Genomic DNA, 24,317 nt, shown 5'->3' with positions numbered 1-24,317 from the left:
GAGGTTTGCCCGCCTCGGCTTCAACGATACAGGTACTCAAATGAAGCAATATCTCGAACTGCTGCACGACGTCGTGACCAATGGCCTGACCAAGGGCGACCGTACCGGCACCGGCACCAAGGCCGTGTTCGCCCGTCAGTATCGGCATAACCTGGCCGACGGCTTCCCGCTGCTGACCACCAAGAAGCTGCACTTCAAAAGCATCGCCAACGAACTGATCTGGATGTTGAGCGGCAACACCAACATCAAATGGCTCAACGAAAATGGCGTGAAGATCTGGGATGAATGGGCCACCGAAGACGGTGACCTGGGCCCGGTGTACGGCGAGCAATGGACCGCCTGGCCTACCAAAGATGGCGGCACGATCAACCAGATCGACTACATGGTGCACACGCTCAAGACCAACCCCAACAGCCGCCGCATCCTGTTCCACGGCTGGAACGTCGAGTACCTGCCGGACGAAACCCAGAGCCCGCAGGAAAACGCGCGCAACGGCAAGCAAGCCCTGCCGCCGTGCCACTTGCTGTATCAGGCGTTCGTGCATGACGGCCATCTGTCGATGCAGCTGTATATCCGCAGCTCTGACGTATTCCTGGGGCTGCCGTATAACACCGCCGCGCTGGCGTTGCTGACCCATATGCTGGCCCAGCAATGCGACCTGATCCCTCACGAGATCATTGTCACCACTGGCGACACCCACGCTTACAGCAACCACATGGAACAGATCCAGACCCAGCTGGCGCGCACGCCGAAAAAGCTGCCGGAGCTGGTGATCAAGCGCAAGCCAGCTTCGATCTACGACTACAAGTTCGAAGATTTCGAGATCGTGGGCTACGACGCGGACCCAAGCATCAAGGCCGACGTGGCTATCTAACGGCCCATCGCGGTAAAAAACTGTGGGAGCTGGCTTGCCTGCGATAGCGGAGTGTCAGGCGACATCAATGTCGCGGGCCCACCGCTATCGCAGGCAAGCCAGCTCCCACATGGGTTGCGTGTTCGCTTGAGTTTAGTGGCCGTGGCTTCTGCCCACATGCGAAGGCTCGGCCTCACTGGCCGCAATCCCGCCGCTGACTTCCAACTGCTGCAAGATCCCGCACTGGTTCCCACCGCCGCAACGTTGGCGCAGGTCCAGCAGTTGTTCCTGCAAGGCCAACAATCCATCAATCCGCGCTTTCACGTGGTGGATATGTTCGTCGATCAACGCATTCACGCTTTCGCACTGGTCCTGGGGGCTGTCGCGCAGCCCTAACAGGCTGCGGATTTCTTCGAGGGTCATGTCCAGGCTGCGGCAGTTGCGGATAAAGATCAGCCGCTCGGTGTGCGCCTGGGTATAGACCCGGTAGTTGCCCTCAGTGCGCGCAGGCGGTGGCAGCAGGCTTTCCTTCTCGTAATAACGGATGGTTTCCACCGGACAGTCGGTGAGTTTGGCCAGTTCGCCGATCTTCATCGCAGCAATCTCCACATGGGTGCTTGACCCTATAGTGGCTACAGGGTCTTTACTTGGCAACAGGCACCTTTACGGACGCGACCTGATGAGCCACTCCATTCACACCCCACACAAGCACGACCACAAGCACGATCATGACCATGCTCATGATCACCCGCACGATCATGGTCACGATCACCCACATGATCACGCCCCGGCAAAACTCACGCCGGTGGATAGCCACGGCCACTCAGGCTCCTGCTGTTCCGGCGCTGCCGGGCCTGCCGTGGTGACCCTGAGCGAAGCGCCCACCGCCGGCTCGCGCCTGAGCACCTTCCGCATCGAAGCCATGGACTGCCCCACCGAGCAGACGCTGATCCAGAACAAACTGGGCAAGCTCGCCGGCGTGCAGCAACTGGAATTCAACCTGATCAACCGCATCCTCGGTGTCACCCATGACCTGCCGAGCACGGCGCCGATCATTGCGGCGATCAAGTCCATCGGTATGCAGGCCGACCCTATCGAGGAAGGCAGCCCCGCTGCCGCGCCGCCGGCCAAGAAGCATTGGTGGCCATTGGCAGTGTCGGGCGTGGGCGCTCTGGGTGCCGAAGTGCTGCACTTCACCGGTGTGGCACCGACCTGGGTGATCGCACTGGTGGCGCTGGTGTCGATCCTCAGCGGCGGCTTGACCACCTACAAAAAGGGCTGGATTGCCCTGAAAAACCTCAACCTGAACATCAACGCGCTGATGAGCATCGCGGTGACCGGCGCCATCCTGATTGGTCAGTGGCCTGAAGCGGCGATGGTGATGTTCCTGTTTACCGTGGCCGAATTGATTGAGGCCAAGTCCCTGGATCGGGCGCGCAATGCCATCAGCGGCTTGATGCAGATGACCCCGGAGCAGGCCACCGTGCGCCAGGCTGACGGTTCATGGTTGGAACAGGAAGTCAAAAGCATAGAACTGGGCGCGATCGTGCGGGTAAGACCCGGCGAGCGTATCGGCCTGGACGGTGAAGTCACTGCCGGTCAATCCACCATCGATCAGGCACCGATCACAGGGGAAAGCCTGCCGATTGAAAAGACCATCGGCGATAAAGTCTTCGCCGGCACCATCAACCAGGCCGGTTCCCTGGAGTACAAAGTCACTGCGGCGGCCAACAACTCGACCCTGGCGCGAATCATCCACGCGGTGGAACAAGCCCAAGGCGCACGGGCGCCGACCCAGCGCTTTGTCGACAGTTTTTCCAAGGTCTACACCCCGGCGGTGTTCCTGTTTGCCCTGGGTGTGGCGGTGATTCCGCCACTGTTCATGGCGGGCGTGTGGTTCGACTGGATCTATCGCGCCCTCGTGCTGCTGGTGGTTGCCTGCCCGTGTGCCTTGGTGATCTCCACACCGGTGACCATCGTCAGCGGCCTGGCCGCCGCAGCGCGCAAAGGCATCCTGATCAAGGGCGGCGTGTACCTGGAGGGCGGTTACAAGCTCGACTACCTGGCGCTCGACAAGACCGGCACCATCACCCACGGCAAACCGGTGCAAACCGATTACCTGCCGCTGTTCCCGAATCTTGAAGACAGCGCCCCGGCCCTGGCCGCCAGTTTGGCCGGGCGTTCCGACCACCCGGTGTCCCTGGCGATCGCTAACGCGGCTGTGGATAAAAACCTGCCAATTCATGCTGTGGATAACTTCGAGGCTCTGGCCGGGCGCGGTGTGCGCGGCGACATCAATGGCCAGACCTATCACTTGGGCAACCACCGCCTGGTGGAAGACCTCGGCCTGTGCTCAGAGGCGCTGGAAGAAAAACTCTTCGCCCTGGAAAAACAAGGCAAGTCCGTCGTGCTACTGCTGGACAAGTCCGGCCCCCTGGCGCTGTTTGCCGTGGCCGACACAGTCAAGGACAGCAGTCGCGAAGCCATCCAGCAACTTCACGACCTGGGCATCAAAACCCTGATGCTCACCGGCGACAACACCCACACCGCCCAGGCGATTGCCACCCAAGTCGGCATCGACCAGGCCCAGGGTGACCTGTTGCCCACCGACAAGCTGCAAGCCATCGAAACCCTCTACGGCCAAGGCCATCGGGTGGGCATGGTCGGCGATGGCATCAATGACGCCCCGGCTCTGGCCCGTGCCGAGATCGGCTTTGCCATGGCAGCGGCGGGCACTGACACGGCTATCGAGACCGCTGACGTGGCGCTGATGGATGATGATCTGCGCAAGATTCCGGCTTTCATTCGGCTGTCGCGGCAAACGTCGAGTATCCTCAAGCAGAACATCGCCCTGGCGCTGGTGATCAAGGCAATTTTCCTGGCCGTGACCTTCATGGGCATGGCGACCATGTGGATGGCGGTCTTCGCCGACATGGGCGTGAGTTTGCTGGTGGTGTTCAATGGCCTGCGCCTGTTGCGCAAATAGAGGATGAGAGGGTGGTGTGCTGAGTGCTGAGTTAAAGGCGTTTTTCATGGTCGCCCGCCTGGGCAGTATCACCCAGGCGGCGAAAAAACTCGGCCTGAGCCAGCCCACGGTGACCACCCAGATTCGCAACCTGGAAAGCCAATACGGCGTTGAGCTGTTCTATCGCGGCGGCCGTCGCCTGACGGTCAGCGACGAAGGTGCGCGGCTGTTGCCGATGGTCAAGACGCTGTTGCAGCAGGAAGCGGATATCGAGTTTTTCCTGCGCAACAATGGTCAGGTCCAGGGCGCGCTGCGGATTGCCGCGACGGCGCCGTATTACATTCTCGACCTGGTCAAAGCCTTTCGTGAACGCCTGCCGCACGTGGAAGTATCGGTGGAAATCGGCAACTCCCAGCAGGTGCTCGAAGCGCTGGATGATTACCGCGTCGACGTTGCGGCCTCTTCGCAATTGCTGGACGACCCGCGCCTGATCCGCCGCGTGCTGGGCACCGACCCGCTGGTGCTGGCGGTACATCGCAATCACCCGTTGGCCAAGCTTGAGCATGTGTCGTTGAGCGCGCTGGCCGGGCATACGCTGTTGATGCGTGAAGCCGGCTCCACCACCCGCAGGCTGACCGAAGAACTGTTGAAAAGCGGCGGCGTGGGGTATGGGCCGTTGCTGGAGATTGGCAGCCGTGAGTCGATTCGCGAGGCGGTGCTGCGCAATATCGGCATCAGCATCATTGCTCGCCAGGAAGTGCCCCATGATCCGCAATTGCGTGTGCTGACCATCGAGAATGCGCCGCAGATTCCGGAATATCTGTATTGCCTTAAAGAGCGTAAAGGTGCGCGGCTGCCGGCGGCATTCCTTGGCCTGGCTCAGGAAATGTCGCCAATTTAAGTTCTGTGGCTGGCTTGAGGGCCAATCGGGAGCAAGCCCCCTCCCACATTTTGACCGCATTCTCATGTTGGAACCCAGTCAACTGTGGGAGGGGGCTTGCTCCCGATAGCGGTAGGACAGGCAACTCATCTCCATGAGTCCTACACAAATCCACCAATACCACTATCACCTCCTTTTGCCTTTCTGCCACACCAACTACGCATTGCCTCCCTAGCATGGCCTTCATCCGTTCGATGAGGTGCCTTGCATGAACACAGCCCTGACCCAACCCGGCGCGCCCATGAAGGTGCGCGGGATCCAGAAACGCTTTGGCGCTTTCACCGCGCTGGACAACGTGTCCCTGGACGTCGCCGCCGGCGAGCTGGTGTGCCTGCTGGGCCCGTCCGGCTGCGGCAAGACCACGTTGCTGCGCTGCATCGCCGGCCTGGAGCGCCAGGATAGCGGTGAGCTTTACCTGGGCGAGCGGGACGTTTCCCTGCTGCCGCCCCAGGCGCGAGACTACGGCATCCTGTTTCAGTCCTACGCGCTGTTCCCCAATCTCACGGTTGAAGCAAACATCGGCTACGGCCTCACAGGCAGCGGCCGCGATGAAGTGCGCAAGCGCGTCGGGCAGATGCTTGAACTGGTCGGTTTGGTCGGCAGCGAAAAGAAATACCCCGGCCAACTCTCCGGCGGCCAGCAGCAGCGCGTCGCTCTGGCCCGTGCATTGGCGCCGGCCCCTTCGTTATTGCTGCTGGATGAACCGATGTCGGCCCTCGACGCCCGTGTGCGCGAGCATTTGTGCACCGAGCTGCGCCAATTGCAGCGGCGCCTGGGAATTACCACCTTGATGGTGACCCACAACCAGGACGAAGCCATGTTGATGGCCGACCGCATTGCCGTGATGAACAACGGTAAGGTCGAGCAGTACGCCACGCCCCAGGAGATCTACGACCGCCCGGCCACGCCGTTCGTGGCCGAGTTTGTCGGCCAGGGCAACTGGTTGCCGTTCAGCCGTAGCAGCGCCAGCCATGCCCAGGTCGGCGGAATGAATATGCGCCTGGCCGACGATGCGGGTGTGGCCAGGTCGGGCCGCCTGTTCTGTCGCCCGGAAGCGATCAGCGTCAACCCGACGGTGCATGAAGAAAACCTGTTCCCGGCCAAGGTTCGCGAAATTACCTTCCTCGGCAACCGCTGCCGCATGAGCTTTGAGCTGGAACAGTTGCCGGGCCATCCGTTGCTGGCCGAACTGGCACCCGAAGCCATGCCACGCCTGGGCGCCCAGGACATCTGGGTGGCCTTGCCGCCGCGCAGCCTGCATGTGTTTGCCTGAGATGGCCGCCGTCATGACATTGCCGGTACCGCGTCAGGTGTCCCGCGCCGAGTGGGGCGACCGCCTCTTTGTAGTCGGCGGCAAATGGCTCTGGCTCGGCCTGTTGGTGGTGGCTGTCCTGCTGCCGTTGCTGGCGATCTTCTGGCGCGGCTTCAGCAGCGAAGCCGGGCAGGGCGGTGGCCTGGTGGCAGCGCGGGAACTGCTGACCAGCGCCAACTTCCACTGGTTGCTGGGCAATAGCCTGAAAGTTTCCCTCAGCGTGGCGGTCATCGTCGTACCGCTGGCCTACCTGTTTGCCTACGCCCTGCAACGTACGCTGATTCCCGGCAAGACCGTCTGGCGCGGTTTGTCATTGCTGCCCTTGATGGCGCCGTCGATGCTGCCGGGCATTGCCCTGGTCTATCTGTTCGGCAACCAGGGCATGTTGCGCGGCTTGCTCTCGGACAATATCTACGGCTTCTGGGGCATTGTGCTCGGTGAAGTGATCTACACCTTTCCCCATGCCTTGATGATCTTGCTCTCGGCGCTGTCCCTGGCGGATGCACGCTTGTTCGATGCCGCGTCGAGCATGGGCGCCAGCCCGGCCCGGGCGTTTCGCAGCATTACCTGGCCGGCCACGCGCCAGGCAGTGTTCGCCGCGTTCTGCCTGGTGTTTACCCTGACCATCACCGACTTCGGTGTGCCGGTGGTGGTGGGCGGTGATTACCAGGTGTTGGCGCTGGAAGCCTACAAGGCGGTGGTCGGTCAGCAACAGTTCGGGCGCGGCGCGTTGATCGGCATGGTGTTGCTGCTGCCGGCACTGTTCAGCTTCGGCGTGGATGCCTGGTTGCGCCGTCGGCATGGCGACTCGATGAGCGGTCGCGCCCAGGTGTTTCTGCCCGCGCCATCGCGGCTGCGCGACGGTTGCTACCTGGCCATCGTGTTGCTGATTTGCGCGGTGTTGCTGCTGGTGTTCGGGATGGCGGTGTATTCGTCGCTGGTGAAGTTCTGGCCGTACAACCTGTCGCTATCGCTCAACCACTACCAGTTCGAAGACACCGCCGGCGGCGGCTGGCTGGCCTACCGCAACAGCCTGACCATGGCGCTGTGCACGGCGTTGATCGGCAGTGTGCTGATCTTCACCGGCGCCTACCTGATGGAGAAGACCAAGGGCCAGAAGGGCCTGAACCTGGCGCTGCGCATGCTCAGCTTCGTACCGATGGCGGTGCCGGGGCTGGTGCTCGGCTTGGGCTACGTGTTCTTTTTCAACCTCAACGGCAACCCGCTGCACGTGTTCTACGGGAGCATGGCGTTGCTGGTGGTGTGCACCATTGCGCACTACCTGACCACCGCGCAGATGACCGCGACCACCGCCCTGCGCCAGCTGGACGCCGAGTTCGAGGCGGCGGCGTTGTCGCTCAAGGCGCCGTTGTACCGCCACTATTGGCGCGTCACGGTGCCGATCTGCCTGCCGGCGCTGCTGGATATCCTGCGCTACCTGTTTGTGTCGGCGATGACCACCGTGTCCGCCGCGATCTTTCTCTACAGCCCCGACACCATCCTCGCCGCCGTCGCCGTGCTGAACATGGACGACGCCGGCAACGTGGGCGGCGCGGCGGCCATGTCGACCCTGATCCTGTTCACCTCAGTCGGCGTCTCGCTGTTGCTGGCGTGGGCCTCACGTGGCGCGCTGCGTCGCTCCCAAGCCTGGCGCCAGACCGCGCCCGGCCAATAAAACATCCCTGAAGGAGGTGCTCCATGTTCAAGCCCCTGGCGCTGGTCGCTGCGGTACTCACGGCATTCAGCCTGAATGCCTTCGCCAAGACCGAATTGACCGTGTACACGGCCCTTGAAGCCGAACAGTTGAAGACCTACAAAAAAGCCTTCGAACAGGCCAACCCCGACATCGAGATCAAGTGGGTACGCGATTCCACCGGCATCATCACCGCCAAGCTGCTGGCTGAAAAAGACCGCCCGCAGGCTGACGTGGTGTGGGGCCTGGCCGCCTCAAGCCTGGCGATCCTCGACCAGCAAGGCATGCTCGACAACTACGCGCCCAAGGATTTGGACAAGATCGGCAAAAACTACCGAGACGCCGCCAACCCGCCGGCCTGGGTGGGCATGGACGTGTGGGCTGCGACCCTGTGCTTCAACACCATCGAAGCCGAAAAGCAGGGCCTGACCAAACCGGTGAGCTGGCAGGACCTGACCAAGCCTGAGTACAAGGGCAAGATCGTCATGCCTAACCCGGCATCGTCCGGCACGGGCTTTCTGGATGTCAGTGCCTGGTTGCAGACCTTCGGCGAGAAGCAAGGCTGGCAGTACATGGACGACCTGCACCAGAACATCGGCCAATACGTTCACTCCGGCTCCAAGCCGTGCAAGCTGGCGGCGTCCGGTGAGTTCCCGATCGGGATTTCCTTTGAATACCCGGCGATTCAACTCAAACGCCAGGGCGCCCCGTTGGACATCATTCTGCCCAAAGAGGGCCTGGGCTGGGAGATCGAAGCCACCGCCGTAGTCAAGGGCAGCGCACACGCCGATGCGGCAAAAAAACTCGCTGACTTTTCCGCCAGCCCAGCGGCGATGGAGCTGTACAAGGCTAACTTCGCCATCCTCGCCCAGCCGGGTATCGCCAAGCCGCAGACCGAATTGCCGGCCGACTACGAGCAGCGCCTGATCAAGAACGACTTTGCCTGGGCCTCGAAAAATCGCGACAGCATCCTGGCTGAATGGCGCAAGCGCTATGACGGTAAGTCGGAGAAGGTGGCGGGTCAGTAAGGTTTTCGTTAGGGCTTATGGCCCCTTCGCAGGCAAGCCAGCTCCCACATTTGAAGGTATTCACACATCAAAATGTGGGAGCTGGCTTGCCTGCGATAGCGGCTTCGAATTCAGGACATCACTCCATGACACACCACAGCGACCTGCTGATCATCGGCGCCGGCATCCTCGGCCTGTCCCACGCTTATGCCGCCGCCAAGCGCGGCCTCAAGGTCAAGGTGTTCGAGCGCAGCGCCACACCGCTGGGCGCCTCGGTACGCAACTTCGGCCAGGCCGTGGTCACCGGCCAGCCGCCGGGCCCGATGCTCGACCTGGCACGGGAAAGTCGCGACATCTGGGGCCAATGGGCGCTAGCAGCGGGCCTTGCACTCAAGCGCAATGGCTCCTACCTGTTCGCCCGCACCGAGGCCGAAGAACAGTTGCTCGAAGCCTTTTGCGCCGGGCGTGCCCGGGAGCACGGCTATAACGTGGAGCTGCTGCAAGGCGCTGCGATGAAGGATCTCTACGCCGGCCAGTTCCGCCATCACCGCGCCGCGTTGCATGGCAAGGACGATCAGCAACTGTATTCCCGCGAGGCGATCCCGGCGCTGATCCATTACCTGAGCCAGCACCTGAGTGTGGAATTTCACTTCTCCACGCTGGTACGCGACGTCGAACCGGGCCAATTGCACAGCACGGCCGGCAGCTTTCGCGGCGAGCAGATCATCGTCTGCTCCGGCCACGACTATCAGACCCTGTTGGCCGAATCCATCGCCCCGCTCAACCCGCAGACCTGCCGCCTGCAAATGCTGCGTGCGCGGCCGGTGCTGAACCTGAACCTGCAACACGCCCTGCTCACCGGCTTGAGTTGCGTGCATTACGGCGCTTTCGCCGACCTGCCGGAGGCCGCTGCAGTCCAGGCGCAGATCCTGCGTGAAACGCCGCATCTGCAGGAACACGGCATTCACCTGTTGATCAGCCCTACACCCCATGGCGAACTGATCATCGGTGACTCCCACCATTACGACAGCGACCCGTCGCCCTTCAATGCCGAGCAGGTAGATGACTGGATGATCGAGCTGGCCGAACAGACCCTGGGCTGCAAAATCCAGGTGGTCGAACGCTGGCAAGGCGTCTACGGCGCTCGCGGGCCCGGGCCGTTCTCGTTTGTGCAGGCGGCACCCGGTGTCAGCGCCGCGTTGATGCATACCGGCGTGGGCATGAGCGTTGGGCCGGCGATGGCCGAGCGAAATATCAGTACCTTGTGGGGAGAGACGTGATGAGCCCGGAACAGGCGATTGCCCAAGTGTTTGGCTTGTACGAACAACATGGCACGGCCGATTACATCGGCGAACCGGTGTCGCAGATCGAGCACATGTCCCAGGCCGCGCAGTTGGCCATGGCCGAAGGTTTTGATGATGAGGTGGTGCTGGCGGCGTTCTTCCACGACATCGGCCATCTCTGCGGCCAGGGCGCCGAGAACATGGGCGGTTATGGCGTGGTCAGCCATGAGCGGCTGGGCGCGGATTACTTGCGCCGTGCAGGCTTTAGCGAACGCATGGCCAAGTTGGTGGAATATCACGTACCGGCCAAGCGTTACCTGACCTTCAGCCAGCCGGGCTATTACGCGGGCTTGAGTGAGGCCAGCCGGCGTACCCTGGGATATCAGGGCGGCGTGATGACGGCCGAGGAGGCCCAGATATTTGAGCAGGATCCGCTGTGCCAGATCAGCCTGCGCATGCGCCACTGGGACGAGCAAGCCAAGGAAACGCAGGTGCCGGTGTTGGACTTGCAAATACTCAAGTCCAAGGCTGCGAGGCTACTGGCTACGTAGAGGGGTCTCACGCAATACGCAGATACGCCGCCTAGAGTACCTGTTGTCAGCTCATTAAGGTGCTTGCTTCTTCAATTAAAGGAAGCAGTACGGATGCATTACTTAAAAGCCATTGCCCAGGACCTCCACGGCAACGGTCATGCCGATACGGTCATTTTGCACTTTTATCAGCAGCGGCCCGGTCGCCCCGATGAGCTGATCTACGATATCGTCGGCCAGGAAATGACCCTGGGTGCGAAGTGGGGAGGACATAGCAAGGCCGGTGCGCTGGACCTGGATAAGCGACGGATCGCGACGTTCGCCGACAACTTCTTGAAGCTCAATTGGTTCAATACGGCAAGCTATTGGCAGCGCTCGCTCGTCCTGTACGTGGATGATTTTGGCGAGGCGGGGTGGCCAGCCTCGGTGACGCTGGAGTTCCGAGAGAGCAAGGCGTCTGGGGGGAAAGCTTTGCTGGTCTCCACCGCCATGGGTTATGACATCGACAGCGACGGAGTGCTGGAGACGTTTACCCATAGTGATATCGATCACAACGGGGTTGCCGACAAGGCTGACAAGGCCTTGCTCAGGACGTTGTGCAAAAGCTTCCTGGCGTTTGAGTGGTATGAAACGAAGGAGTGACCATGCGCTACTTAAAAGCTACCGCCCAAGACCGAAGCGGTAATGGAAAGGTCGACACCGTTATATTGCACTTTTTTGAGCGTCGAGATGGCGAGCCGGATGAATTGAGTCATGAGGCCCTGGCCGTAGATATGGACGGCGACTCTGTTATCGATGTGCAGTGCGCCGGCGATATCAATCGTGATGGGCAGCGCACTATTCGAGATAAACAATTGCTCAAGGCATTTGCGAATACGTTTATAAAGTTTGGCTGGTTTAATAAAGGGGATAGCGCTCAACGTACCTTGACCCTGTATGTGGATCATTATGATAAGCAAGGCAAACCTAATGCTATTAAGTTGCAGCTCAACGATATGTTGGGCGGTATTCGCAAGGAGAGCCTGACGTGCAATGCCGCTGCTTATGACGCTGACGGTAATGGTGTGCTTGAGACCTTTACTAACAGTGATATCGATAGGAACGGTATCGCCGACACAACCGATAAGGAATGGATCCGGGCGCTGGGCACATCTTTTCTGGCAATGCAGTGGTACAACAACAAGTCTAGTGTTTGAACCTGGCTAAGCATTGAGTTAAAGCGTTTGGAATTGTTGATGGTGCGACCTTAAGTAAGGCGCAACGCTAAATAAAAGGAGCAGTGCGAGTGCGTTATTTGAAAGTTGTTGTGAAGGACCAGAGTTCCAATGCCCAGGCAGATACTGTGAGTCTATTTTTTATTCAGCGTAATCCAAAACTACCCGATGAAGTGATGCGTAAAGCTACAGCCGTTGATATCACGGCTGACGGTTTGGTTGACTATCAAGTCACTGGAGATATTGACGGTAATGGTATTGTCTCAGGCCAGCAGGACAGGGAGCTGCTTAAGGACTTTGCTAACAGTGTATTGAAACTGAGTTGGCTCAGCCGACCGGCAATGTCAAACCGATCGATAAATTTCTATGTGAGCCGCTTCGATAAGGCAACCAATCCTGTTGAAATTCGATTGGATTTCTATCAGAGTGAGAAACCAATGATTGGCAAGAATAAACTTGTAATGAGCGTCTCCGCTTGCGACTACACTGAACGTGGGGTGATGCGACTGGATGAAGAAGAGTTTCCCGACGGCCTGTTTGATACGGTAGATCGAGACGCTCTGCAGCACATGGTCAAGTTGTACACCAAGTTTAATTGGTGTTAGCCATCAGTGATTGTTGCTCTTTTTAACGTTTGGCGGTAGGCGTTGAGCACTGGATAGGGGGCGGATCTTTGAAACGGCTGACCCATACCGAGATCGACAAAAACGGTGTGGTCGATCAGGCCGACAAAGAACTGATCCGTTCCCTGCGCAGCAGTTTTCTTGCGTTCAAATGGTAAAAAATAACAGCGGTTGACCTGCGTCTACTGATAACAGCCAGTGCAAACTCATACGAAAAATAGGGAGTCGACGGCTAGAGGTGCGGACGTAAGTAGTATTACTCTCTGTGGTTCTTCAGCTATTAAAACGAGAGTACGTAATGCGTTATTTGAAAGCGACCGCCCAAGACCGTTGCGGCAATGGCGTGGCCGACACGGTCATTGTGCATTTTTATCAACGTCACTCCACAGGCATTGACGAGTTGCATCATGAGGCTGTCGCAACGGATATTGACGCCGATGAGATCGTGGATTTTCAGTGTTCCGGCGACATAAACTTTGACGGTAAAAGTGATGTCGTTGATTATTGGTTGCTCAAGGCATTTGCCAATACGTTCCTGAGACTGAACTGGTTTAACAAGGGTGAAAGTTGGCGACGTACGCTCATGGTGATGGCGATACAAGACGAAGCCAACGGTCTTCCCCACGGCGTGCAGTTAAACTTCCTGGATCGCCGCCACAGCCCTCTGCGTAAACCGGTACTTGTTTACCAGGCCGCCGGATACGATACCGACCATAACGGTGTCTTGGAGTCATTTACCGCTGGCGATGTGGACAGAAACGGCGTCGCTGACAAAGACGACACAGCGTTGATCCGATCCATGTGCATCAATTTCCTTGCGTTCAAATGGTATGACCACGCTCATCCGAGTTTGAATAAATTTGAACAAGGCGTCGATCAATGCGCTATTTAAAAGTTTTCGCACAGGACCATACAGGGGCTGGCCGGGCGGATACTGTAGTGCTTCAGTTCTACCAGAGCACGCAGGGTATTCAGCACAGCCTGGTCAAACAAGCCATTGCCTACGACTTCCCAACTGACGGAAAAATCGACTACAGCAGAGGGGACGTGACGAATGACGGTCGGGAAAGCCGGCTCGATAAACTGTTGTTGGACAGGTTTGCCTCTGCCTATTTGAAGCTCAACTGGTTTAATCCTGGGACGGCTTCCACGCGCTATCTGAAAATCTTCTCCGAAGATTTCTACAAGGACGGTACGCCCGACACTGTGCGCCTGCACGTGCAGGAGGAGGCCGGGATCAACGAACCTCATACGTTGGTCGCGTGGAATGCCGCTTATGACTTTGATAACGACCAAGTGCTCGAATGGAACATTCATTTCGATGTCAATCATGACGGTGTGATCGATGATCTTGATCGGGGTTTGGTCCACCAGTTGGCGGAGCTCTATTTGTTGTTCAGCTGGCACGAGCCTGAAGCCTTTGAGGTCAAGGTCTTGGATATCCCAGCCTCTTGAGCATTGAGTCAGGCGTCTCTCCACTCAATGGGCATTCACTATTATTGATCCTTGAGTGCCTGCGCCAATGCTTGAAGCTGCTCCTGACGTTCAGCCTGGTTTAACTTTGGCTGAGTGTTGAGGGATGACCATTGCGGATAGGCGCGGGCCTTGTGCAGTGCGTCGGGCAGCTTGCCCTCGCGCCAGGTTTTGTCCTGGGGCGTGTCGACCTTGATGCTATGCATCGCCGCATGCCCGCGCAGACTAAGGGCCTTGAGCAACTGACGTTGGCGCAAGGCGAGCAGGCGCAGCACGCTGTCGTCGACGGTCAGCTCGCGTTGGCCTTTGATCTTGCCCAGCAGGCGGCTGCCATAGCTGCGTGCGGTTTGCAGGGCGCCACCGGCGATAGCGCCGGCCAGGGCCGCGGCGCCGAGGGTCAGGCCGCCGACCAAGAGATCCACGCCAGCACCGGCAGCGGCACCGGCGGCGATTCCGCCACCGACCCGCACGCCAAGTTGCTTGAGGGTTTCGGGGTTGAACAAGTCATCGCCCCAGCGACCATCAAGCAACGGTAGATCACTGGCGGCGGCATCCTGTGGGCGAAAGCCGAACAGTTTGAGCAGGGCTTCAACACACTTTTGTTCTCGTTGGCGCACCGCTTTGCGCAGATCGCCGATGGCTTGCTGCTCATCTTCGGTGACGACGCTGCGACGGCAGGCCGCGCAGTCGATCAGCAGTTCGGCGATCAAGCGTGCGGCGCTTTGCTGGCGGGCCTGGCGTTGGGCCTCTTGATCGAGGATCAGGCATTCCAACTGCGGGCGGGAGTTTTCCAGCAGCAGGGCCAGGCTTTCATACAGGCGACGTTCACCGTCTTCCGGCGGCGCCACGCTGTCGAAGCGCACCAGCGCGTGCAGGCCGAGGCGGGCCAGGGCTTCGCGCCAGTCCGGCTCGCGCTGGTCGCTGCTGGTGACGAAGTTGAGCACCGGCAACAAGGGTTTGCCGCAACTGGCCAGCACTTGCAGCTCATCGCGGTACTTGGCCAGTACTGGCTCGCGGGCGTCGATCACATACAGGCCGGCGTCCGAGGCCAGCAATTGGCGCAACACCTTGGCTTCCTGTTCGAACCGCTGGCGTGCTTCGCTGCCCTCCAGAAAACGCGCCAGGCGAGCGGGACCGTCCAGGCGTTCACCGGGGCGATCCAGGCGCTCCAGATAGTCGAGCAGGGCGATGGCGTCTTCCAGGCCGGGCGTGTCGTACAGCTCCAGCAAGGCTTCGCCATCCACCGACAAGCGCGCGCCTTCGACATGCCGCGTGGTGCTGGGGCGATGGGAGACTTCGCCGAAGCCCACGTCACGGGTGAGGGTGCGCAGCAGTGAGGTCTTGCCGACATTGGTGTGGCCGACCACGGCGAGTTTCAGCGGTTTAGTCATGCCCGGTCTCCAGCCAGTTCAGTGGTGCGCAATCGGCAAAGGGCAGCTCAAGTTGTTGCAGTGCGGTGTGCCAGTCACCCAGGCGTTCGGCGTCCAGCGCCTGGCCGGGCGGCGCTTGCAGCAGCCATACGCGGGTGGCGGTGGCGCTGCGCGCCAGTTCGGCGATCAACGCCAGGCTGCCACGGTCCGGCGAGCGGCGCGGGTCGCAGACGATGACCAGACGTGCGGGCGGGAAACGGCTGAGTTGTTCCAGCAGCTTGTTTCGCGATTCACGGCTGTCGAGGATGCCGGCGTTCTTAACGTTGCTGGGCAGCTTGGGTGGCCACGGGTGTTGATCGTCGAGTTCGATGGCCACCAGTAAGGCGCCGTCGCTGTCCATCTCGCTGACGCCGCCGCTGACGTGGTGCAGCTGTTCGGGCGCGGCATCGTTGACCCCAAGCCGTTCGCTGCTGGGCATCAGGCGTTCGCGCAGTTGGGTGTAGCCTTGCAGGTTGAGGTCCAGGCGCAACGCCGCACGCCCGATTTTCCAGCGCCACAGGCAGAACAGGGCGAGGATCAACCGGGGCAGCAGGCCGTAGACCAGCAATACGCCCACCAGCCAGGCGGCCCAGGCTTGGCGGGCGTTTTCGATATTCAGGGCTGAATCACCGCTGGCGCGGATCATGTCGACGGTTGGCACATTGAAACCCAGCAAAGCGGGCAGGCTGCCGAGGGCCTGGGTCACGGCGACAAACGTGTCGGCGCCGAGAATGGTGGTTTCCCACACAAAGCCGTAACGACGGGTGGCGAGCAGGGTCAGCAGGATCACCATGGCGCTGAGCAAGGCCAGCAGCCACAGGCTGTTGACCAGCACACCCACCGCCCAGCGATTGAGTTTTTGCCGTTGCAACAACAGCAGCAACGCTGGCGCCAATTGTGCGGCTTTGGCGTCACGCGCCAGTTTCTCGCTGAGCCATAACCACAGGCGCCCAAGGCTGGCGCTGTGTTCGCCAGCAAACAGCAGCCCCAGGGCCCAACTGACCAGCAGGATCAGGTTCAACCCGAGCAGGCTGCCCAGGGCCCAGAACACGTTCACCGGCGTCAGGCCATTGCCCAGCGCCGCGAACGCCAGACCGGCGCCACTGATCACGGCCACGACCGCCAGTAATACCAGCGCCAGGCGCGCGCCTTGCAGCCAGCGCGTGAGGGCACCGGTCAGGCCATCGCGCTCGGCCAGGTGCAAGGCGCGTTGGGTAATACGCGTCGACAGGTCGCCCCCGGCCGTGCGGGCCAGGCGGTTGGCTTCCAGGTCTTCCAGGGGGCCGGCGTGTTCTTCACGCAGGCGCACGGCTTCTGTCAGCCAGAGTGTGTGCAGAGGAGTCAGTGCAGTCACGCGCCATCCTGTTGTTTCAGTGAAGGTGGAGCATAACCGCTGACTCGCGGCTCTGGTATTCTCGTCGCCATGAAAAAAACTCTCCCTTTAAGCCTGATCGCAGCCCTCGGTGAAAACCGCGTGATCGGCGTCGACAACAGCATGCCCTGGCATTTGCCGGGGGATTTCAAGTATTTCAAGGCCACCACGCTCGGCAAGCCGATCATCATGGGGCGCAAGACCTGGGATTCCCTGGGTCGACCGCTGCCAGGGCGCTTGAACATAGTGGTCAGCCGTCAGACCGATCTGACGCTTGAAGGTGCGCAAGTTTTTCCGTCATTGGAAGCAGCGGTGGAGCGTGCCGAGGAGTGGGCCAAGGCCCAAGGCGTGGACGAGCTGATGTTGATCGGCGGCGCGCAGTTGTATGCGCAGGGACTGCAGCAGGCCGATCGCCTGTACCTGACGCGCGTGGCGCTGAGCCCGGAAGGGGATGCGTGGTTTCCAGAGTTTGATAGGAACCAGTGGAAGCTGGTGTCGAATGTCGAAAATCCGGCCGAAGGTGATAAACCGGCCTACAACTTCGAAGTGTGGGAAAAAGCCTAAAAGCATCGCAGGCAAGCCAGCTCCCACATTTTGATGTGTGAATACATTCAAATGTGGGAGCTGGCTTGCCTGCGATAGCGGTCTATCAGACCTGCGCTAACTCGGCATGCTCATCGGCATTCAACAGCTTTTTATCCGTCTGCCCCATGATCTGGCTGGTAATCGCCCCCGCCGTCATCGAACCATTGACGTTCAACGCCGTACGGCCCATGTCGATCAGTGGTTCCACCGAAATCAGCAACGCCACCAGCGATACTGGCAAGCCCATGGCCGGCAGTACGATCAGCGCGGCGAAGGTCGCACCGCCGCCTACGCCGGCAACGCCCGCCGAACTCAAGGTCACAATCGCCACCAGCGTCGCGATCCACAGCGGATCCAACGGGTTGATGCCTACGGTCGGTGCGACCATCACCGCCAACATCGCCGGGTAAAGACCAGCGCAACCGTTCTGGCCGATGGTCGCGCCAAACGAAGCGGCGAAACCGGCGATCGACTGGGGGATACCCAGGCGGCGGGTCTGCGCTTCAATACTCAAGGGGATCGAGGCGGCGCTGGAGCGGCTGGTGAAGGCAAAGGTCAGTACCGGCCACACCTTGCGGAAAAAGCGCAGCGGGTTGATCCCGGCCAACGATAGCAGCAGGCCGTGCACCACAAACATCAGGCCCAGGGCCAAGTACGACACCACCACGAAACTGCCCAGCTTGATGATGTCTTGCAGGTTGGAACCGGCAACCACCTTGGTCATCAGCGCCAACACGCCGTACGGGGTCAGCTTCATCACCAGGCGCACCAGGCGCATCACCCAGGCTTGCAGGGTGTCGATGGCGTTGATGACCTTCTGGCCCTTTTCCACATCATCCTTGAGCAGTTGCAGCGCGGCCACCCCGAGGAACGCGGCAAAAATCACCACGCTGATGATCGACGTCGGCTTGGCCCGGGCCAGGTCGGCGAATGGGTTGGCCGGCACGAACGACAGCAGCAACTGCGGGATATTCAGGTCGGCGACCTTGCCTGCGTAATCACTCTGGATCACTTGCAGGCGCGCCATTTCCTGGGTGCCGGCCACCAGGCCCTCGGCGGTGAGGCCGAACAGGTTGGTCAGGCCGATGCCGATCAGCGCCGCAATGGCCGTGGTAAACAACAGCGTGCCGATGGTCAGGAAGCTGATCTTGCCCAGGGATGAGGCGTTATGCAGGCGCGCCACGGCACTGAGGATCGAAGCGAACACCAGCGGGATCACGATCATTTGCAGCAACTGCACATAGCCATTGCCGACCAGATCAAACCAGCCGATGGAGGCTTTGAGCACTGGATTGCCGTCGCCATAGATGGTGTGCAAAGCCGCACCGAACAGCACGCCCAAGACCAGGGCGAACAGGACCTTCTTGGCCAGGCTCCAGTTAGTCCGACGGGTTTGTGCCAGGCCCAGCAAGAGGGCCACGAACACCAATAAATTGAGAATCAGGGGCAGATTCATTGAAGCTCCGTTGAGAAGGCAGCCAATCGCGTGAGCCTGCGATTGCGAACCGGGAAGCCTAACAGCTTGAAATATATTGATTTAATACCAATATGGAATGGTGACTGTCGTTTTTGGAATAAGCGTCTGACGCTAGTGCGCATGGCCGTGGCGGAATCAGAACCAAAGCCGTCGCGCTCGGGTGATAAGTGTCACAGGGATTTGTTAGCGTCGATGTCTTTCACTTGAGGGAGACAACGCCTATGAAGCTCGCGCCGAAACTACTCTTATCCGCAGCCTTTTGCCTCGGACTCGCCAGCCAGGCGTTTGCCGCCACCGAGTTGAAACACTGGCCGGCACCGGCCGCCAAGCAACTCAACGAAATGATCGCCGCCAACGCCAACAAGGGTAACTATGCGGTGTTCGACATGGACAACACCAGCTACCGCTACGACCTTGAAGAGTCGCTGCTGCCGTACATGGAAAACAAGGGTCTGATCACCCGCGAAACCATGGACCCATCGCTCAAGCTTATCCCCTTCAAAGACACCGCCGACCATAAGGAAAGTCTGTTCAGCTACTACTACCGCCTGTGCGAAGTCGACGACATGGTCTGCTACCCCTGGGTTGCGCAGATTTTTTCCGGCTTCACCCTCAAGGAACTCAAGGTGCAGGTCGACGAGCTGATGGCCTCCGGCAAGCCCGTACCGGTCAGCTATTTTGAAGGCGACGTGGTGAAAAAAACCGAGATACAGCCGCCGAAAGTCTTCACTGGCCAGGCCGAGCTCTACAACAAACTGATGGAAAACGGCATCGAGGTGTATGTGATGACCGCCGCGTCCGAGGAACTGGTGCGCATGGTCGCGGCCGATCCGAAGTACGGCTACAACGTAAAGCCCGAGAACGTCATCGGCGTGACCACGATGCTCAAGGACCGCAAGACCGGCGAGTTGACCACCGCACGCAAGCAGATCACCGCGGGTAAATATGACGAGAAGGCCAACCTCGGCCTGGAGCTGACGCCCTACCTGTGGACCCCGGCGACCTGGATGGCCGGCAAGCACGCGGCGATTCTCACCTATATCGACGAGTGGAAAAAACCGGTGATCGTCGGCGGTGATACACCCACCAGCGACGGTTACATGCTGTTCCACGATGTGGACGTGGCCAAGGGGGGCATCCATTTGTGGATCAACCGTAAAGACAAGTACATGACCCAGCTTAACGGCATGATCGCCAAGCACGCGGCGGCTCAAGCCAAGGAAGGGTTGCCGGTGACGGCGGACAAGAACTGGGTGATCGTCAAGCCGGAGGAGATTCAATAAGGGCAGTTGTTAGGTGCAAGCTGCAAGAAGAAGCGGATTTGCGTTTTCTTGTAGCTTGCAGCTTTTAGCTGGAAACCAATCGCTATTGCGATTAAATCTCATCCTCTGCTAGCGTGCACACCTCCTGAACCCCACGTTCTTCTCAAGGTAGTGCCGTGCTCTCCTGGAATTCGCAGATCGCGCGCCTGTTCGCGGAGCAGAAGAAAGCCCTCGAAGCCTTCGTCACTCGCCGCACCGGCAGTGCCCAAGTGGCCGCCGACCTGACTCAGGAGTCGTTCCTGCGCCTGGCTCGCATGGACTGTGGCGATAAAATCGACAATCTCCCGGCGTTCCTCTTCACCATCGCCAGCAACCTGGTGCGCGATCACCAGCGCCAGGCCATTCGCCGCGAACGCCTGGATGCCGGCGAGCCCAGCGAAGAATTGCCGTGCAGCAACCCGGGTATCGATGAGCAATTGGCTGCCTATCAACAGCAACAGTTGATGCAGGACGCGATTTTGGCGTTGCCTGAAGCGACTCGACAGATCTTCCTGCTCTATCATGTCGACGAACTCTCCTATCGCGAGATCGGCGAACGCCTGTCGATCAGCCCGCGCAGTGTGGAATACCAATTGCGTCGCGCCTTGATTGAATGCCGTGGCTTTATCAAGAAGCGGCTTGCCTGCGATGAACAAGGACGTCGGTCATGACCGCTACCCCCACAGCCGACGAACTGTTCGACGAAGCATCCGCCTGGTATTTCCGCCTGCAGGCCGAGGATGTCACGCCTGGCGAACTGCAGGCTTTTGCCATCTGGCTGGAGCAGGGTGATGCCCAGGATGCCGCCTGGCAGGAAGTGCAGGCGATGCTCGGTGGCTTGCATGAACCGGCGCGGGTCGTTCGTCGCGCCGAACAGGCTGCCTGGCGCAAGCCCGCACGGCGCTGGTCGCGCTGGGCCTGCGCCGCGGCCGTGCTGCTGGCGGTGGGCCTGACTGTGCAGAACACACCTTGGCTTGACCGCATGCGTGCGGACTATGCCACCGGCACCGGCGAGTCACGCAGCATCGAGCTGGCCGATGGCTCCCACCTGCAGCTCAATACCGACAGTGCCATACAGGTGCGCATGAGTGCGGGCGAGCGCCAGGTGCGGCTGTTGCGTGGCGAAGGTTTCTTCGAGGTGGCCAAGGACCCGGCGCGACCGTTCGTGGTGCAGTCCGGCGACGGCTGGGTGAAGGTGGTCGGCACCCGCTTCAGTGTGGCGCGACGCGATGCGCAAACCCTCGTGCAGGTGGCGCAGGGCAAGGTGCAGGTCAGTTCCGGCAGTGGCACACCGGTGTATCTGGAGCCGGGACGGGCGGTGGAGTACCAGGACCAACGCCTGGCTGAAGTCCACGGTTTCGACCCGGCCAGCGGGTTTGCCTGGCGCCAGCGACAGTTGGTGTTTCGTCAGCAACCGCTGTCGGACGTGGTCAGTGAGTTGAACCGTTACTGGCCAGGCAAAACCCTGGTACTTGGGGATGCGCTGCGCAATCGAGTGGTGTCGGGGGTGTTTGAAATCGACAAACCCGACGCTGTGATCAAGGCATTGGAATACACCCTCAACCTGCGCGCTGAGCACTACACCCCGTATTTACTGGTGTTGCGTGAAGGAAAGGCGTCGTAAGCACATTTTTTTGAAAAAACTTTCAGGGTTTCCCCGCAAGCGCTCGTCCTTGATCACTGAGGCGTAAATAGTAAGCACTCTCAAGTAGTGCGGCGCCGATCACAGACTTTTGCACCGGGGAGCACCATCCATGGCACACCGATTCGCCGCACGGCCCTTGCTGGCACTGGCCATTTCCATGGCCTGTGGCACTGCATCGACGTATTTGCAGGCCGCCGAGACTACGCAAGCCCAGACGTACCGTTTTGATATTCCGGGGCAAAGCCTGGACGGCGCGTTGGCGGCGTTTTCGGCGGTGACGCGCGTTCAGGTGCTGGTGTCGGGTGAGTTGACCCAGAGGGTGATATCGCCAGGTGTGAAAGGCAATCTCGGTCAGCGCGAAGCGCTCGCGCAACTGCTTGGCGGCACGGGATTGAGCGCGGCGTTTATCAATGCCGATACGGTCACCCTGGAAAAGCGCGTGGCCAGCGGTTCGGCCATCGAAGTCGGCGCCACCACCATCAGCGCCGAACGCCTGGGCGCCACCACCGAGGGTAGCGGCTCTTACACCACGGGCGCGGTGACCCTTGGCAAAGGCGAACAGAAGCTCAAGGACATCCCGCAATCGGTCAGCGTCATGACACGCAAGCAGATGGATGACCAGAACACCACCAAGCTGTCCGAAGTGGTCAAGCGCACCCCCGGCCTGACAGCGACCAAATCCCCTGGGCCCGGTATGTTCATTTTCTCCCGTGGCTTTGAGGTCGGCACCCTGCAATACGATGGCGTGGGCATCCCGCGTAACACCTATGCGTTGGGCAGCTACCTCACTGAAAACATGGCCATCTATGACCGTGTAGAAACCCTGCGCGGCCCGGCCGCCTTGCTGCAAGGCGCCAACAGCCCGGGCGGCACCATGAACCTGGTGCGCAAGCGTGGCCAGCAGGACCCGACCGTGACGATCACCGCAAAAGCCGGCTCCTGGGACCACTACGGCACCCAGGTCGATGCCGGTGGCCCGCTCAATGCCGAAGGCACCCTGCGCGGCCGGTTTGTGGCGGATTACGACACGACGGACTCGTTCGTTGACTATGCCGGTGGCTGGAATCAGACGGTGTATGCCGCCGTGGACTACGACTTCACGCCAGACACCACCGTCGGTGTGGGGGTCAGCAACCAGAAAGGCCACTCGCGCCCCAACTTCATGTCACTGCCCCGTTACGCCAATGGCAGCGATATCGGCCTGCCGCGCTCGACTTTTGTCGGCGCCAGCTGGAACCGCAACGTCAATAACCAGACCCAGGTGTTTGCCGATATCGAGCATCGCTTCAACGATGACTGGAAGGTGAAAGCTGCCCTCGTGGCCATGGATGAACACAACGACGCGACCTACCAGGCGACCTGGGATGAGATTCCCAACCCCGGCACCGCCGGCAATGTGCGTTATGTGGACTGGGTCACCGACTTCAATACCAAGAGCCGTGGGGTGGATGTGTATGTGAACGGCAAGTTTGAAGGTTTGGGCTTGCAACAGGAGATGGTGCTGGGCGCCAACTATTCCAAACTCACCACCAACGACCAGTGGGCGCGAGCAGCGACGGCCGGCGCGGACATTTTCAACATCGATCACAACCGTCCACAGCGCGACAAAAACCAGCTTTTCCAGGCGGGAAATGCTACGAAAAGTTGGTATGACATTCGCCAGAAAGGGGTTTATGGCACTTGGCGCGTCAAGGTTGTGGACCCACTGACCTTGATTCTCGGTGCACGTACCAGTTGGTATGACTATGGCTACACCGACGAGAGCGGTTCCCGGGGTGTGTATGGCGACCCAACCCGCAGCACCACGCAGAGCAATGGTCACGTTACCCCGTACGCCGGCCTGGTCTACGCCCTCAATGACCAATGGTCGGCCTACGCCAGCTACGCTGACGCGTTCGAACCCCAGACCAACCTGACCACGTCTTTGACCGTGCTCAAGCCCATCGAAGGCCAGAACTACGAACTGGGCCTGAAGGGTGAACTGGCGGACGGTCGTCTGAATACCTCGTTCGCCATCTTCCGTTATGACCAGGAAAACCGTGCGGCTCAAGACCTGCAAGGCGGCAAAGTCTGCGGCGGCTGGTACTGCTCGCTCGCCTCGGGCAAGGTTCGCAGCCAAGGCTTCGAAGCCACTTTGAGCGGCGAAGTGCTGCCGGGTTTGCAACTGGTCTCCAGCTACACCTACAACACCACCAAATTCCTCAAAGACGACACTTACGAAGGCAAGATCTTCAGCACCTGGACACCCAAGCACCTGCTCAAGGTCTGGGGTGACTACCAGTTGCCGGGCGATTGGCAGCAGTTCAGTGTCGGTGCCGGCGTAACCGCACAAAGCAGCACCGAAGCCTACGACCGCAACTTCAGCGTACCCGGCAATGCACTGTGGGATTCGCGGGTGGCCTACAAGATCAACCAGGAATTCACCGTGGCGGCGAACCTGAACAATATGTTCGACAAGAAGTACTACATCCCTGCGTATAACGCGACGTGGGGCAGTAACTACTATGGCGACCCGCGTAACGTGATGTTCAGCATGACCTACACCCCACAGTTCTAAAGCCTGACGCATCACTTCTGTGGGAGGGAGTAAGCCCCCTCCCACATTTTGATCATCATTGTGCTTGGGGCTATCTCC

General features: G+C 59.9%; 22 protein-coding genes. 18 read left to right on the top strand and 4 right to left on the bottom strand.

Features of this window, described 5'->3' with window-relative positions:
* The first annotated feature begins 40 nt into the window (after positions 1-40).
* The gene (locus tag IH404_RS27040; protein WP_005792328.1) at positions 41-874 is read left to right on the top strand and encodes a thymidylate synthase; all 834 of its coding nucleotides are present in this window, start codon (positions 41-43) and stop codon (positions 872-874) included.
* A gap of 132 nt (positions 875-1,006) precedes the next feature.
* On the opposite strand, the gene cadR is transcribed toward IH404_RS27040, so the two are convergent.
* Complete coding sequence (gene cadR, locus IH404_RS27035; protein ID WP_005792326.1) at positions 1,007-1,447, bottom strand: Cd(II)/Pb(II)-responsive transcriptional regulator; 441 nt, start codon at positions 1,445-1,447, stop codon at positions 1,007-1,009.
* A gap of 85 nt (positions 1,448-1,532) precedes the next feature.
* Here cadR and IH404_RS27030 point away from each other — a divergent pair, with 85 nt between their 5' ends.
* From IH404_RS27030 to IH404_RS26975, 12 genes are all read left to right on the top strand, one after another.
* A complete protein-coding gene (locus IH404_RS27030; RefSeq protein ID WP_194439510.1) occupies positions 1,533-3,839 on the top strand; it encodes a heavy metal translocating P-type ATPase in 2,307 nt (768 codons plus the stop codon).
* Positions 3,840-3,855: 16 nt separating this feature from the next.
* The gene (locus IH404_RS27025; RefSeq protein ID WP_005792324.1) at positions 3,856-4,719 is read left to right on the top strand and encodes a LysR family transcriptional regulator; all 864 of its coding nucleotides are present in this window, start codon (positions 3,856-3,858) and stop codon (positions 4,717-4,719) included.
* A 247-nt stretch (positions 4,720-4,966) separates the two neighbouring features.
* Positions 4,967-6,031, top strand: a complete 1,065-nt coding sequence (locus tag IH404_RS27020; RefSeq protein WP_194439509.1) for a putative 2-aminoethylphosphonate ABC transporter ATP-binding protein — start codon at positions 4,967-4,969, stop codon at positions 6,029-6,031.
* A 1-nt stretch (position 6,032) separates the two neighbouring features.
* The gene (locus IH404_RS27015) at positions 6,033-7,745 is read left to right on the top strand and encodes a putative 2-aminoethylphosphonate ABC transporter permease subunit (protein WP_194439508.1); all 1,713 of its coding nucleotides are present in this window, start codon (positions 6,033-6,035) and stop codon (positions 7,743-7,745) included.
* Positions 7,746-7,768: 23 nt separating this feature from the next.
* The gene (locus IH404_RS27010) at positions 7,769-8,791 is read left to right on the top strand and encodes a putative 2-aminoethylphosphonate ABC transporter substrate-binding protein (RefSeq protein ID WP_005792321.1); all 1,023 of its coding nucleotides are present in this window, start codon (positions 7,769-7,771) and stop codon (positions 8,789-8,791) included.
* 125 nt (positions 8,792-8,916) lie between these two features.
* Complete coding sequence (locus tag IH404_RS27005; protein ID WP_194439507.1) at positions 8,917-10,050, top strand: TIGR03364 family FAD-dependent oxidoreductase; 1,134 nt, start codon at positions 8,917-8,919, stop codon at positions 10,048-10,050.
* Positions 10,050-10,604, top strand: a complete 555-nt coding sequence (locus IH404_RS27000) for a phosphonate degradation HD-domain oxygenase (RefSeq protein WP_005792319.1) — start codon at positions 10,050-10,052, stop codon at positions 10,602-10,604. The genes IH404_RS27005 and IH404_RS27000 overlap by 1 nt, the downstream gene beginning before the upstream one ends.
* Before the next feature lie 93 nt (positions 10,605-10,697).
* Positions 10,698-11,225: a hypothetical protein gene (locus IH404_RS26995; protein ID WP_005792318.1), complete on the top strand. Its 528-nt coding sequence runs from the start codon at positions 10,698-10,700 to the stop codon at positions 11,223-11,225.
* A gap of 2 nt (positions 11,226-11,227) precedes the next feature.
* Entirely contained in the window at positions 11,228-11,779 is a 552-nt protein-coding gene (locus IH404_RS26990; protein WP_005792317.1) for a hypothetical protein, read from the top strand.
* An 89-nt stretch (positions 11,780-11,868) separates the two neighbouring features.
* On the top strand, positions 11,869-12,402 hold the full coding sequence (locus tag IH404_RS26985; protein ID WP_194439506.1) for a hypothetical protein: 534 nt from the start codon (positions 11,869-11,871) through the stop codon (positions 12,400-12,402).
* Between the two features lie 316 nt (positions 12,403-12,718).
* Positions 12,719-13,312: a hypothetical protein gene (locus IH404_RS26980; RefSeq protein WP_005792314.1), complete on the top strand. Its 594-nt coding sequence runs from the start codon at positions 12,719-12,721 to the stop codon at positions 13,310-13,312.
* Complete coding sequence (locus tag IH404_RS26975) at positions 13,300-13,875, top strand: hypothetical protein (protein WP_194439505.1); 576 nt, start codon at positions 13,300-13,302, stop codon at positions 13,873-13,875. Before IH404_RS26980 ends, IH404_RS26975 begins: the two co-directional genes overlap by 13 nt.
* A gap of 41 nt (positions 13,876-13,916) precedes the next feature.
* On the opposite strand, the gene IH404_RS26970 is transcribed toward IH404_RS26975, so the two are convergent.
* Both IH404_RS26970 and IH404_RS26965 read right to left on the bottom strand, forming a co-directional pair.
* Positions 13,917-15,284: a DUF3482 domain-containing protein gene (locus IH404_RS26970; RefSeq protein WP_194439504.1), complete on the bottom strand. Its 1,368-nt coding sequence runs from the start codon at positions 15,282-15,284 to the stop codon at positions 13,917-13,919.
* On the bottom strand, positions 15,277-16,656 hold the full coding sequence (locus tag IH404_RS26965; protein WP_194439502.1) for a DUF2868 domain-containing protein: 1,380 nt from the start codon (positions 16,654-16,656) through the stop codon (positions 15,277-15,279). The genes IH404_RS26970 and IH404_RS26965 overlap by 8 nt, the downstream gene beginning before the upstream one ends.
* A gap of 69 nt (positions 16,657-16,725) precedes the next feature.
* On the opposite strand from IH404_RS26965, the gene IH404_RS26960 reads away from it, so the two are divergent.
* Positions 16,726-17,238 (top strand): dihydrofolate reductase, encoded by a 513-nt coding sequence (locus IH404_RS26960; protein WP_005792310.1) that lies wholly within the window; start codon positions 16,726-16,728, stop codon positions 17,236-17,238.
* Positions 17,239-17,323: 85 nt separating this feature from the next.
* Here the strand turns inward: IH404_RS26960 and IH404_RS26955 are convergent, their stop codons facing one another.
* Positions 17,324-18,715, bottom strand: coding sequence for an L-cystine transporter (locus tag IH404_RS26955; protein WP_005792309.1), 1,392 nt, complete (start codon positions 18,713-18,715; stop codon positions 17,324-17,326).
* Between the two features lie 242 nt (positions 18,716-18,957).
* On the opposite strand from IH404_RS26955, the gene IH404_RS26950 reads away from it, so the two are divergent.
* The 4 genes from IH404_RS26950 (at position 18,958) to IH404_RS26935 (ending at position 24,239) form a co-directional block, all read left to right on the top strand.
* On the top strand, positions 18,958-20,019 hold the full coding sequence (locus tag IH404_RS26950; RefSeq protein WP_005792308.1) for a hypothetical protein: 1,062 nt from the start codon (positions 18,958-18,960) through the stop codon (positions 20,017-20,019).
* A gap of 155 nt (positions 20,020-20,174) precedes the next feature.
* On the top strand, positions 20,175-20,708 hold the full coding sequence (locus IH404_RS26945; RefSeq protein ID WP_005792307.1) for an RNA polymerase sigma factor: 534 nt from the start codon (positions 20,175-20,177) through the stop codon (positions 20,706-20,708).
* Complete coding sequence (locus IH404_RS26940) at positions 20,705-21,661, top strand: FecR family protein (RefSeq protein WP_194439500.1); 957 nt, start codon at positions 20,705-20,707, stop codon at positions 21,659-21,661. The genes IH404_RS26945 and IH404_RS26940 overlap by 4 nt, the downstream gene beginning before the upstream one ends.
* A gap of 130 nt (positions 21,662-21,791) precedes the next feature.
* The gene (locus tag IH404_RS26935) at positions 21,792-24,239 is read left to right on the top strand and encodes a TonB-dependent siderophore receptor (RefSeq protein WP_194439499.1); all 2,448 of its coding nucleotides are present in this window, start codon (positions 21,792-21,794) and stop codon (positions 24,237-24,239) included.
* Positions 24,240-24,317: the final 78 nt, after the last annotated feature.

Origin of the sequence: Pseudomonas sp. OST1909 (genome assembly GCF_015277575.1) — a bacterium.
GTDB lineage: Bacteria > Pseudomonadota > Gammaproteobacteria > Pseudomonadales > Pseudomonadaceae > Aquipseudomonas > Aquipseudomonas synxantha_A.
This window is presented reverse-complemented; position numbering and strand designations above follow the sequence as displayed.

Coding starts and splice junctions, on each gene's coding strand:
- IH404_RS27040 (WP_005792328.1), top strand. CDS start 41: ATGAAGCAATATCTCGAACTGCTGCACGACGTCGTGACCAATGGCCTG.
- cadR (WP_005792326.1), bottom strand. CDS start 1,447: ATGAAGATCGGCGAACTGGCCAAACTCACCGACTGTCCGGTGGAAACC.
- IH404_RS27030 (WP_194439510.1), top strand. CDS start 1,533: ATGAGCCACTCCATTCACACCCCACACAAGCACGACCACAAGCACGAT.
- IH404_RS27020 (WP_194439509.1), top strand. CDS start 4,967: ATGAACACAGCCCTGACCCAACCCGGCGCGCCCATGAAGGTGCGCGGG.
- IH404_RS27015 (WP_194439508.1), top strand. CDS start 6,033: ATGGCCGCCGTCATGACATTGCCGGTACCGCGTCAGGTGTCCCGCGCC.
- IH404_RS27010 (WP_005792321.1), top strand. CDS start 7,769: ATGTTCAAGCCCCTGGCGCTGGTCGCTGCGGTACTCACGGCATTCAGC.
- IH404_RS27005 (WP_194439507.1), top strand. CDS start 8,917: ATGACACACCACAGCGACCTGCTGATCATCGGCGCCGGCATCCTCGGC.
- IH404_RS27000 (WP_005792319.1), top strand. CDS start 10,050: ATGAGCCCGGAACAGGCGATTGCCCAAGTGTTTGGCTTGTACGAACAA.
- IH404_RS26995 (WP_005792318.1), top strand. CDS start 10,698: ATGCATTACTTAAAAGCCATTGCCCAGGACCTCCACGGCAACGGTCAT.
- IH404_RS26990 (WP_005792317.1), top strand. CDS start 11,228: ATGCGCTACTTAAAAGCTACCGCCCAAGACCGAAGCGGTAATGGAAAG.
- IH404_RS26980 (WP_005792314.1), top strand. CDS start 12,719: ATGCGTTATTTGAAAGCGACCGCCCAAGACCGTTGCGGCAATGGCGTG.
- IH404_RS26975 (WP_194439505.1), top strand. CDS start 13,300: ATGCGCTATTTAAAAGTTTTCGCACAGGACCATACAGGGGCTGGCCGG.
- IH404_RS26970 (WP_194439504.1), bottom strand. CDS start 15,284: ATGACTAAACCGCTGAAACTCGCCGTGGTCGGCCACACCAATGTCGGC.
- IH404_RS26960 (WP_005792310.1), top strand. CDS start 16,726: ATGAAAAAAACTCTCCCTTTAAGCCTGATCGCAGCCCTCGGTGAAAAC.
- IH404_RS26955 (WP_005792309.1), bottom strand. CDS start 18,715: ATGAATCTGCCCCTGATTCTCAATTTATTGGTGTTCGTGGCCCTCTTG.
- IH404_RS26950 (WP_005792308.1), top strand. CDS start 18,958: ATGAAGCTCGCGCCGAAACTACTCTTATCCGCAGCCTTTTGCCTCGGA.
- IH404_RS26940 (WP_194439500.1), top strand. CDS start 20,705: ATGACCGCTACCCCCACAGCCGACGAACTGTTCGACGAAGCATCCGCC.
- IH404_RS26935 (WP_194439499.1), top strand. CDS start 21,792: ATGGCACACCGATTCGCCGCACGGCCCTTGCTGGCACTGGCCATTTCC.